General features: G+C 63.5%; 1 protein-coding gene (cut by a window edge). It reads right to left on the bottom strand.

Going from position 1 to position 12349, the window contains the following annotated elements; translation table 11 throughout:
• A protein-coding gene (locus tag SGN16_RS13215) for a non-ribosomal peptide synthase/polyketide synthase (RefSeq protein ID WP_339102102.1) crosses the window boundary here: on the bottom strand, positions 1–12349 show its beginning. 16742 nt of this gene lie to the left of the window's left edge; the window shows 12349 of its 29091 coding nt (coding positions 1–12349); it begins with the start codon at positions 12347–12349; its stop codon lies beyond the left edge, outside the window.

Below are 12349 nucleotides of genomic sequence, written 5' to 3'. Positions count from 1 at the left end.
CCAGGTAGTCGATATTGCCATCCGGCAAGTAGCGCGCCAGGTCACCGGTGCGGTACATCCGCGCGTCCTGCACGGTGCTGAACGGGTCTTTCACAAACCGCTCGGCGGTCAACTGCGCACGGTTCAAATAGCCCCGGGCAACGCCGGCGCCACCGATATACAACTCACCCGCCACGCCGACCGGAACCGGCTGCAGGTGGGCATCGAGCAAGTAGACCTGGGTGTTGGCCACCGGTCTGCCAATATGCAACACCGCCTGCGAGGCATCGATCCGCCCCGAGGTGGTCACCACCGTCGCTTCCGTAGGGCCGTAGTTGTTGATCAGTTCGAAAGGCAGATCGGCCGGTAGTTTGCGCAGGCGGTCGCCGCCAATCAGCAAGGTGCGCAGTTGATCGTGGGCCATATCGCGGCCAAATGCGTATTCGGCAATGGGCGTGGGCAGGAAGCACACGTCCAGCGCCTGGGCCTGCCACCAGTCGAGCAGCGCGCCGACGTCCTCGCTGCCCGCATGGGCCGGCGGCAACAGCAACGTCGCCCCCGCACACAACGAAGGCCATATCTCCCAGGCCGCCGCATCGAAACCGAAACCAGCGACACTGGACGTGCGGCTGCCGCGCTTCACATCGAAGGCCTGGCAATGCCAGCCCACCAGGTTGCTGAGGTTGCGATGCTCGACCATCACGCCCTTGGGCAGACCGGTCGAACCGGACGTGTAGATCACATACGCCAGATGGCTGGCTTCGAGCCCCGGCACCTCGGGGTTGGAGACGGATTCGTCCTGCCAATCGCCGCTATCGAGATCGATGACCGGCGCCGAGCCGACGGCCAGTAAACCGCGGGTGATGGTCTGCGCCAACACCGCGACCGGTGCACTGTCCTGCAACAGGTAGCCGATACGTTCCGCCGGGTAGGCCGGGTCTACGGGCACATAACCGGCCCCGGCTTTCAGCACGCCCAACAGGCCGACGATCATTTCCAGGCTACGCTCGACACAGATCGCCACCCGGTCGTCCGGGCAGACGCCCAAGGCCAACAGGCGATGCGCGACCTGGTTCGCCCGGGCGTTGAGTTCGCAGTAGGTCAGTGCCTGGTCTGCATACACCACCGCCACCGCTTGCGGATGCGCCGCGGCCTGGGCTTCGAACTGCCGATGGATCAGCGGGTCATGGGTATAGGTCGCACCAGTCGCATTCCAGGTTTCAAGCAATTGCTTGCGTTCGGCCAGCGGCAAGATCGCCAGGCTGTGCAACGGCGTCTGTGGCGCATGTTCCAGCGCATCGACCAGGTTTTCCAGCGCCACTTGCATATAGCCACAGACACGTTGGGCACCGATCCTGGATTCAACCAACGCCGTCAGGCTGAAATCTTCACCCAGGTCATCGACGCTCATCGTCAGCGGATAATTGGTGCGCTCTTCGCCCCCCAGTGCCTCGATGCCTTGCCAGGCGGACGAGGTTTGCAGCGCGATGGGCGCGGCGACCGAATGCCGGTAATTGAGCAACGCGCTGAACAACGGCGTCGGTGCCATGACGCCACTGCAACGCTGGGCCAACGCCAGCGAGGCATGCTCATGGCCCAACAGGCCGGTCAGCCGTGCGTGGGTCGCCAGGACGCCGTCGCGCACGCTTTGCGCACCGACCTGCACGCCAATCGGCAAGGTGTTGATGAACATCCCCAATGCCCGGTCGGCACCTTCGCCGCCCTGCATCCGCCCCATCAGTACCGTGCCGAACACCACCTCTTCGCGCCCCGACACCCGGCCCAGCACCTGGGCCCAGGCCAGGTGATGCAAGGCGGCCGCGCTCACGCCCAAGCGGCGGGCCTGGGTACGCAGGCGTCGACTCAAATCCGTCGCGAGCCCCTGTCGGGCTTCCTCGACAAGGCTGCCATCGCCGCGCACATCCTGCAGGCCGAACGGCAGCGTCGGCTCGTCGATGGTACCGAGCATTTCACGGAAAAACGCCTCGTGTGCTTCGCGACTCACACCCAGGCAGGCCTGGGCCACGTAGTTGCGATACGGCACCGCCTCACCCAATTGGCCGGCCTGGCCCAGCAGGTGCGCCTGCATCTCGTGCCGCACCACCTCCAGCGCCGTATGGTCGAGCGCCATGTGATGGAACAGCAGGGTCGCCACCCAACGTTGGTTGAGTACATCCTCGGCAAACCGGATGCACATCAGTGGCGCCTGGCGGATGTCCAGGCGATATTGCCCCGCGTCGAAGCGCGCCTTCAACCGGCTGGCGATGTCGCCGTCCCCAGCGCCCAGGGCCACTTGCTCGACACCCAGCGATGCCGTGCGCCAGACCACCTGCACCGGCTCGTCCAGGCCTTCCCAGGCCATGGCGGTTCGCAGGATGTCGTGGCGATCGATCACGCCCTGCAGGGCCTGGGTGAAAGCGTCGAGGCGTTCGCGGTTGTCAAAGGCAAATTGTGCCTGCAAGACATACGGATCGCCCTGCTCGGCGGTCAGGTGATGATAGAGAATGCCTTCCTGCAACGGCGCCAGCGGATAGATGTCCTGCACATTGCCCGCCCCGCCCGGCACGGTCGCCACGATACGGTCGATGGCGTCTTGGCTCAACGCGGCCAGCGGCAGCATTGCCGGGGTGATGTGGGTGCAACCGAGCGGAATCAGGTTGGCCGGGACGTCGATTTCGCTGCCGTCATGACCAACGGCTGCCGCCAGCGCGGCCAGGGTCGGTTGATTGAACAGCACGCGCACATCAGCACTCAAACCGGCCTGGCGCATCCGCTCGATCAGGCTGACCGCCAACAGCGAATGCCCGCCCAGCTCGAAGAAGTGGTCGTGTCGACCGACTTGCTCCAGCCCCAGCAGGTCCTGCCAGATTTGCGCCAGGACGGTTTCGGTTTCGCCTTGCGGAGTTTCGTAGCCACGGGATATGACGGCATCGAGATCCGGTGCCGGCAGCGCCTTGCGGTCGAGCTTGCCGTTGGGGGTCAGTGGCAGCGCGTCCAGTCGGACGTAGGCCATCGGGACCATGTAATCCGGGAGTTGCGCTTGCAAGTGCGTGCGCAGGGTTTCGATGTCCAGTGCTTGATCTGGCGAGTGCTGGGTGAAATAAGCCACCAGGCGCTTGTCACCCGGCACATCTTCCCGGGCCAGGACCACGGTTTCCTTGATGTTTGGAGCCTGGGCGAGCTTGGCTTCTATCTCCCCCAGTTCGATGCGGAAACCGCGAATCTTGACCTGATCGTCGTTGCGCCCCAGGTATTCGATGTTGCCATCCGCCAGGTAGCGACCGAGGTCACCGGTCCTGTACATCCGGGCATTTGGCGTGGTGCTGAACGGGTCCTTGAGGAAACGTTCGGCAGTCAGGTCATCGCGGTTGAGATACCCGCGAGCCACCCCGGCGCCGCCAATATAGATTTCACCCGGCACGCCCAATGGCACCGGTTGTTGGTGTTCATCCAGCAAGTAGAACTGGGTGTTAGCGACCGGTTTCCCGATGTGTGCAGCGAAACCCTCTTCGCGGGCCATCGACACCCAACTGGAGTAAGTCGTGGTTTCCGAAGGGCCGTAGAGGTTGCACAGGCGCTTGACCTGGGTCTGTTCGAACAGCGTTTCCACCAGGCTGCGCTTGAGTGCTTCGCCAGCGACGTTGACCGTATCGACGCCCTCGCCCAACCCACCGGACTCCAACAAGGCCTTGAGCGCCGACGGCACCGTGTTGATCAAGGTGATGTCGTGCTCGCCCTGTTGCAGTTCCAGCACATTAGTGACCACGTCAATGCTGCCGCCAGACGTCAGCGGCGCGAAGCACTCGTAGACCGCCAGGTCGAAGTTCAACGAGGTCGAGAACAGGGTTTTCGACAACGTGGCGTCATCGAAGGAACGATGGGCCCAAGTCAGGAAGTTCACTGTGTTGCGGTGTTCGATCATCACGCCTTTAGGCAGGCCGGTCGAACCCGAGGTGTAGATGACATAGGCCAGATGCGCTGAAGTCAGCTCGGCAACCACCGGATTCCGGACGGACTCGTCCTGCCACAGCCCACTGTCGAGATTGATCACTGGCATCGAAGCGCCGACCAGCAGTTCAACAGTCGCGGTCTGAGCCAATACCGCTGCTGGCGCACTGTCTTCGAGCATGTAGGCAATCCGCTCCAGCGGATACGCCGGATCCAATGGCACATAACCGCCACCGGCCTTGAGAATCGCCAGCAAGCCCACGACCATGTCGATGCCACGCTCGACACAGATCGCCACTCGCGAATCGGGCTTCACCCCTTGCTTGCGCAGATAGTGGGCCAAACGGTTAGCCCGTTCGTTCAACTCACGATAAGTCAGGCGTTGCTCGCCACGGATCACCGCCACGGCATCCGGCGTACGCTGCACCTGCTCCTCGAACAAACCATGAATGGTCTGCTGCTGTGGGTAATCGGCCTCGGTGGCGTTGAAATCGCGCAACAACTGCGAACGCTCGCCGTCAGGCAGGATGTCCAGATCATTGACAAGCGATTGGGGCGCGAACTCCAGCGCCTCCACCAAGCTCGCCAGGGCTGTCTCCATGTAGGCGCCAACCTGCCGGGCATCGACCGCGCCGGCGGTCTGCACGCTCAACAGGAACCCTTCGCCCTGATCATCGACCGACAACATGCACGGATAATTGGTCCGTTCCATGACCGCTAGCACTTGCGCACCCGCCCAACGTTCGATGCCGTCGTTATCCTGAAGCGGGCTGTGGCGGTAGTTCAACAAGGCGCTGAACAGCGGCAACGAAGCCGGCACGCCGCTGCAGCGCTGGGCCAGTGCCAGCGAGGCGTGTTCATGACCGAGCAACGCGGTCAGTCGCTCATGGGTCGCCTTGACGCCCGAACGTACATCCTCGGCGCCCACTTTCACTCGAAGCGGCAAGGTATTGATGAACATGCCCAGCGCGCGGTCCGAGCCCTCGCCGCTCTGCATGCGGCCCAACAACACGGTGCCGAAGACCACGTCTTCACGACCGGACAAGCGCCCCAATACCCTGGCCCACGCCAAGTGATGCAAGGCCGCCGGGCTCACGCCCAGCAGGCGCGCCTGTCGCCGCAGGCGCAGGCTCAATGTGGCATCGAGGTTCAGCTTGACCTCTTCGATACCCCGGCCGTCGCCCTGTACTTCACGCAGCCCGAACGGCAGCGTCGGCTCCTCGACATCGCCGAGCATGTCGCGGAAGAAGCCTTCGTGTTGCTCGCGGCTGACGCCCAGCAGGGTCTGCGCCACATAATTGCGGTACGGCATGGCAGCGTCCAGGCGCTCGGCCTCACCGTTGAGGCACGCCAGCATTTCCTCCTGCATCACGTCCAGTGCCGTATGGTCCAGGGCGATGTGGTGGAACAGCAGGATCGCGACCCAGCGCTGCTGGACGCGGTCCCAGGCGCACGCCAGGCGCATCAGTGGCGCCTTGCCCAGGTCCAGGCGACAGTGCCGAGGGTCGAAAAGCGCTTGTAGTTGCGTGGCGATATCGCCTTGTGCCGGGTCCAACAGCGGTTCTTCGAGTAGCAGTTCGGTACGGCGCAGGACCACTTGCAAGGGCTGGTCGAAGCCTTCCCAGAGCACGGCGGTCCGGAGGATGTCGTGCCGGTCGATGACCGCCTGCAAGGCCTGGACGAACCCATCGAGCTGGGCACGGCTGTCCAGGGCAAACACGGCTTGCAACAGGTACGGGTCGCCCGCTTGCGCGGCAATATGGTGGTAGAGAATCCCCTCTTGCAGCGGGGCCAGCGGGTAGATGTCCTGCACATTAGCGACCCCGCCGGGCACCGTGGCGACAATCCGGTCGATGGTTGGCTGATCCAGCGACACCAGCGGCAGCATGGCCGGCGTGATCCGCTGGCAACCTGCGCTGATGGCATTGGCCGGCACCACGATGTCAGCGCGACCGCCCACCGCCGCGGCCAGGGCGGCCAGGGTCGGTTGACCGAACAACACACGCACATCGGCACTCAGGCCGGCCTGGCGCATGCGTTCGATCAGTTTCACGGCCAGCAGCGAATGCCCGCCCAGCTCGAAGAAATGGTCATGGCGCCCCACCCGCTCCACGCCCAGGACTTCGGTCCACAGCCGGGCCAGCACGGTTTCCACCTCGCCCATTGGTGCTTCATAGGCACGGCTGGCAAAGGCGTGCGCCTCGGGCGCTGGCAGCGCCCGTCGGTCCAGCTTGCCATTGGGTGACAGGGGCAGTTTTTCCAGGCGCACATAGGCCGCCGGGACCATGTAGTCCGGCAAGAGCGCCTGCAGGTGCGCGCGCAGCGCATCGGCATCGGGCCACAGGTCCGCGATCGCAGGCGTGAAGTACGCCACCAGGCGTTTGTCGCCAGGGCTGTCTTCGCGGGCGATGACCGCCGCCTCTTTGATCCCGGCCTGCTGACAAAGCCTGGCCTCGACTTCCCCCAGCTCGACGCGGAAGCCGCGGATCTTGATCTGGTCGTCATTACGTCCCAGGTATTCAATGCAGCCGTCGGGCTGGTAGCGCCCCAGGTCACCGGTCTTGTACAGACGTGCCTGGCCATCCAACGCGAAGGGATCGCGAATGAAACGTTCGGCACTGAGGTCGTCGCGGTTCAGGTAGCCACGGGCAACGCACACGCCGCCTATGTGGAGCTCGCCAGCTACGCCGGCTGGAACCGGACGCAGGTGTTCATCCAGCAGATAGATGCGCGTGTTGGCCACCGGGTAGCCGATGGCCGGCAGCGTTGGCCAGGCGGCGACATCGTCCGGCAAGGTCAGCGCGGTGGCGACGTGGGATTCGGTCGGGCCGTAGTGGTTGTGCAGGCGGCAGCCGTCCAGGCGGGCGAAAAAGCCACGGATCTGTGGCGTGATGCGCAGTTGCTCGCCCGCGGTGATGACGTCCCGCAGCGGGCAGGCCAACGGACCGCTCTCGCCATCGCCCAGCACCGCCTCGGCCAATGCCTGCAGGGCGACACACGGCAGGTAGAGCCGTTCGATGCGCTGCTCGCGGATATGCTGGAACAGACGATGGAAATTCAACCGGATATCGGCATGGATCAACGACAATTCGCCACCGGCGCACAGGGTGCTGAAGATCTCCTGGAAGGCAACGTCAAAGCCCAGGGCCGCGAACTGCAAGGTGCGTGCAGCTGCGCGGCCCTGCTGCTGGGCCTGTGCGATTTGCCACTGCATCAGATTGACCAGGGCCCGGTGCGGCATGGCCACGCCCTTGGGCTGGCCAGTAGAACCGGAGGTATAGATGACATACGCCAGGCTGTCGGGGCTCAGGCCGCTCACGTGCGGAGGGGTTTGCGGCTGGGCGCTGATACCGGCGGCATCGCGCTCCTCGGCGTCGAGCAACAACACCGGCATGCTCGGTTGCGGGAAACGTGCCTGCAAATCGCGCTGGGTCAGCAGCACCTTGGGCGCGCTGTCGTCCAGCATGTAGGCCAGGCGCTCGCTCGGATAGGCCGGGTCCAGCGGTACATAACCGGCACCCGCCTTGAGAATCCCCAGCAGCCCCGCGACCATTTCCAGGCTGCGGTCCACACAGATTGCCACGCGATCATCGGCACCGATCCCCAGCTCGATCAGGCGATGGGCAATCTGGTTCGCCAGCCGATTCAGCTCACCGTAGCTCAGGCGCAAGTCCTGATACGTCAGCGCGACAGCTTCCGGCCGGGCCTGGGCCTGGGCTTCGAACAACTGATGAATCAGCATTCCCGCCGGATAGGCCGTATCGAAGGCATTGAAGTCCTCGATCAATTGCCGACGCTCATTGGCGGGGACAATATCCAGGCCATGCAGCGGTGTGTCGACCGCCTGATCGAGCGCATCGGCCAATGCTTCGAGCACCGTATTCATATAGCCGCAGACGCGCTGCGCGCCAATGCCGGCCACGGCTTGCACCGTCAGCCCGAACGACTCGCCCAGGTCGTCTATCGACAGCGACAGCGGGTAGTTGGTCCGCTCCTCGCCGCCCAGGATCTCGACACCGGCCCAGGTTCGCGCCAGGCCGGCGTCCTTGGGTGCCTGCGCGGCCACTGCGGTTTGCCGGTAGTTCAGCAAGGCGCTGAACAGGGGCGTCGGCGCGGCGACCCCGCTGCAGCGCTGCGCCAGGGATAACGGCGCATGTTCATGACCCAGCAGTGCCGCCAGGCGCTCGTGGGTGGTCTTGAGAGCAGCCAGTACGCCCTGGCTCCCAGCCTCGACGCGCAACGGCAGCGTGTTGACGAACATGCCCAGGGCGTGTCCTTCGTCCTGGCCGCTGTGCAAGCGGCCCATCAACACCGTACCGAACACCACATCCTGACGACCGGACAAACGCCCCACCACTTGGCCCCAGGCCAAATGATGCAGGCTCGCCGTGCTGACCCCGAGACGCCGTGCCTGGGCGCGCAGGCGCTGGGTCAAGTCGGCAGCCAGCGGTAGCGAAGCCTCTTCGATACCGGTGCCGTCACCCTGCACATCCTGCAAGCCGAACGGCAGCGTCGGCTCGTCCACGTCCCCGAGCATTTCGCTGAAGAACGCTTCATGTTGGCCAGGGTCGCTGCCCAAGCGGACCTGCGCCACATAGTTGCGATAAGGCACGGACCTGGGCAGTTCACCCGAACGGTTTTCCAGGTGTGCCTCGATTTCCTTGCCCAGCATGCCCAGGGAAGTGGCGTCATCGATCAAGTGATGGAACAGCAATACCGCGACCCAACTGCCGTTGGCGAGGTCCTCTGCCACGTGGATGCGCATCATCGGTGCCTGACGCAGGTCGAAGCGGGTATGGCGAGGATCGAAGCGGGCCTGCAACTGCTCGGCAATGTCGCCTGCGGCCGCATCCAGGGCAAGTTCTTCCACCCTCAGCCGGGCCTGGCGCCAGACCACTTGGACCGGCTCGCCCAGTTCTTCCCACATCACTGACGTACGCAGGATGTCATGCCGCTCGATCACCGCCTGCAAGGCTTGCACGAACGCATCCAACTGTGCGCGACTGCCCACGCGCAACAGTGCTTGCAGCAGATAGGGATCGCCCTGGGTCGTCGCCAGGTGGTGATACAGGATGCCTTCCTGCAATGGCACCAGCGCGTAGATGTCCTGTACGTTGCTCACCCCGCCCGGCACCGCCGCGACAATACGGTCGATCTCGTCCTGGGTCAGCGTTGCCAGTGGCAGCATGTCCGGCGTGATGCGCTCGGCATCGTGGGCAATGGCGTTGTCCGGTACGACGTTGACGCCGCTGGTCCCCGTGACGGCCGCCAGTGTCGCCAGGGTTGGCTGGCCGAACAGCACCCGCACATCGGTGTCCAGATTGACCTGGCGCATGCGTTCGATCAGTTTGACTGCCAGCAGCGAATGACCGCCCAGTTCGAAGAACCGGTCATGGCGCCCCACCCGCTCGACACCGAGCAGTTCAGTCCAGAGCCCGGCCAGGGTGATTTCCACGTCACCTACCGGCGCTTCGAACACGCGATGGGCATAAGCCTCTGCATCGGGCGCTGGCAGTGCCTTGCGATCAAGCTTGCCATTGGTGGTCAGCGGGAACCGTTCAAGGACCACGAAGGCACTGGGCACCATGTAATCCGCCAACGAACCCAGCAGGGTTGAACGCAGTTCGACCACGGACAGCCGTACGCCTTCATTGGCGATCAGATAGGCCACCAGACGTTGATCGCCCGGCACGTCTTCACGGGCGACGACCACCACTTCACGTACACCTTCGCACGCCGTCAGCTTCGCCTCGATCTCGCCAAGCTCGATACGGAAGCCGCGAATTTTCACCTGCTCGTCGTTACGCCCCAGGTATTGCAGCTCACCGCTGCGCAACCAGCGGCCCAGATCACCGGTGCGATACATGCGCGCCCCGGCGGCGCTGTCGAACGGATCGGCGAGGAAGCGGGTGTCATTGAGTTCTGGCCTGTTCAGGTAGCCCCGCGCCACCCCCGCGCCAGCGACATACAACTCACCTTCCACGCCCACCGGCACCGGTTGGCCGTACGGGTCGAGCAGGTACAGGCGCAAATCAGGAATTCGCTTGCCGATCGGACTGACCCCGATCAACTGCGCGTCCGCCGCTTCAAGCGGACGATAGGTTACGTGCACCGTCGTCTCGGTGATGCCGTACATGTTCACCAACTGTGTCCCGGCGTTGGCTACACGGGCATACCACGGCTTGAGAATGCCGGTTTCCAGCGCTTCGCCACCAAAGATCACCTGGCGCAGGCTGTGACGCAGATCGCTTTCGCCCTGGGCCGCGATCAACTGCCGGAAGGCACTCGGCGTCTGGTTCAACACCGTAACCCCGGCCTCGCACAGCAGCGCGTAGCAGTCTTGCGGGGAACGGCTGACCAACTGCGGTACCACCAACAGGCGGCCACCATGGATCAACGCCCCCCAGATCTCCCAGACCGAGAAGTCGAACGCGAAGGAATGGAACAGCGCCCACACATCCTGCGGACCGAACTCGAACCACGGCTGGGTCGCCGAGAACAGCCGTGCGACGTTGCGGTGTTCGACCATCACGCCCTTGGGCAACCCGGTGGAACCGGAGGTGTAGATCACATAAGCCAAGTGATGCGACGCCAGCGTCGCGACGTCAGGGTTGTGCGCCGGCTGTGGGGCGATGCCTGCGCTGTCAGGCTGATCGAGCCATAACACCGGGGCAGACAGCGCCGGCAGTTGCACCTCCAGCGCCGACTGAGTGAGCAACGCCACCGGGGAGCTGTCCTCGAGCATGAAGGCCAGGCGCTCTGGGGGATAGGCCGGGTCCAGCGGCACGTAACCGGCGCCGGACTTCAGGATACCCAGCAGGCCGACGATCATGTCCAGGCCACGCTCGACACAGATCGCCACCCGGTCATCCGGGCGAACACCCAACGCCAGCAGGCGATGAGCAACCTGGTTCGCCCGGGCATTGAGCTCACCGTAGGTCAATGCCCGGTCTTCGTATACCACCGCCAGCGCATCGGGTTGCGCGGCCGCTTGCACTTCGAACAGGCCGTGGATCGTGCGGTCATGCTCATAGTGCTGCCCATCGTTGGCGTTCCAGGCCTGAAGCTGACGGGCTTCGGCCGGCGTCGGCAGCACAAACTCGCGGATCGGCAATGCGTCATTGCCCAAGCCTTGCTCCAACACCTGCATGAAGCGCTCGGCCATCGCCTCGATTTCACCGTCCTGGAAAAAGGCTGCGTTGTAGATCCAGTGCAGCCAGGCGTTATCGTCGTGCGGGTTGCTCCGCACGTGGATGGCCAACGGCATCTGTTCATGGCCGTTCGAGCATTTCACCGAACGGGCCGGGGCCTGCCCGAACATGAACTGGTGATCGTCCAATTCATAGGAGAACGATATATCGAACAACTGCGCGCGATTGCCCTGCAACAGCTCCAGCGAACGGTTCATATCGCTCAGGGGGAAGCGCTGGTGGCGATAGTCCTGTTTGAGGGTGCGCGCCACTTCGTGGACCAGCTCACCGAATGACAAGTCGGCGCTGAACCGCAACCGCACGGCGCTCACCTGAGTGAACAACCCCATGGTCTTCTTGAAGGTCGCGTTGGAGCGGTTCAGGACCGGCAGGCCGATCACCAGCTCTTCGCGCTGGGTGGTGCGGGAAAAATAGACATACAGCGCGGCAAGCAGCACAGCAGAGCGTGACGACTGATGCAATTGCGCCAGGACGTCGATCCGTTCGTTCAGCGTTTGAGGATAGCGCCATAGGGCATGGCGGCTGGGCGCCATGCCTTTGGGGTAATGATCGCGATCACGCGCGACGAATAATGGCGATGGAACATCCTGGTATTTTTCCAGCCAGTATTGTTGTTCACGAACAAAGCGAGGGGATTGGCGATAGCGGGCATCGTCCTGGATGAACTCCACGTAGGACGGCGCCGACAAATCCGGCAACTGGTTACTTTCCAGGGCGCTGTAAAGCTCACCGAGGTCCTTGAACATCAAACCGATGCTCCAGCCATCCAGGACGATGTGATGGACCTGGACGGCGAAATAGAACGACGAGTCGTTGAGTTTGAGCAGGTCGAAGCGAAACAGGTGGTCACCGTCCAATGGAAACGCAACCCCCATACGTTGCTGTATCCAGGCCTGTGCCGCTGCTTCTGGATCGGATCGATCAGAAAAATCATGCACCGGAACCTGCACCGCCAGAGTGTCGACCAGCATCTGCATGGGGACGCCACCGGCCTCGGTGCCTGAGAGCAATACCGTGCGCAGGGCGTCGTGTTTCTGCACTAACAAGTCGAACGCCCGTTGGAAGCGCTCGGGGTCAACAACGCCCTCGATGTGCAGATATCCTCCTATGTTGTACAAAGGTGAATCGCCCTTGCTCATCTGATCCAGCCAGATGTCCCGCTGGGCGGCCGTCAGGGGGTAGGTTTGCGAAAACTGCAGGGACTGATTCAT

This window comes from Pseudomonas sp. G166 (assembly GCF_037027455.2).
Taxonomy (GTDB): domain Bacteria; phylum Pseudomonadota; class Gammaproteobacteria; order Pseudomonadales; family Pseudomonadaceae; genus Aquipseudomonas.
The sequence above is the reverse complement of the archived record's forward strand: the minus strand, read 5'-3'. Positions and strand labels throughout refer to the sequence as shown.